This window comes from Blastococcus sp. KM273128, from assembly GCF_021698975.1.
In the GTDB taxonomy this organism is placed as follows: Bacteria; Actinomycetota; Actinomycetes; order Mycobacteriales; family Geodermatophilaceae; genus Blastococcus.
In genome coordinates, this window is the sequence record NZ_SSXA01000222.1 from 1 (window position 1) to 271 (window position 271).

Consider the following 271-nt stretch of genomic DNA (forward strand, 5'->3'; position numbering starts at 1 on the left):
TGGTCGGGGGCTCTCGGTCGCGTAGCCCCGAAGGGATTCGAACCCTCGCTACCGCCGTGAGAGGGCGGCGTCCTGGGCCGCTAGACGACGGGGCCGTGCGGAGCACATCTTGCCATGCCTGCCGACGGGCCACGCAGCGGGGGGCCCGGGAACGGCGAGAGCCCCCGACCTGTGGTCGGGGGCTCTCGGTCGCGTAGCCCCGAAGGGATTCGAACCCTCGCTACCGCCGTGAGAGGGCGGCGTCCTGGGCCGCTAGACGACGGGGCCGTGC

At 73.4% G+C, this 271-nt stretch carries 2 tRNA genes; both read right to left on the reverse strand.

From position 1 onward, the window contains the following. Positions 1–22 precede the first annotated feature (22 nt). Positions 23–95, reverse strand: a tRNA-Glu gene (locus E9529_RS21665). Positions 96–194: 99 nt separating this feature from the next. Further along, positions 195–267: transfer RNA gene (locus tag E9529_RS21670), tRNA-Glu, on the reverse strand. Between the last annotated feature and the right edge of the window lie 4 nt (positions 268–271).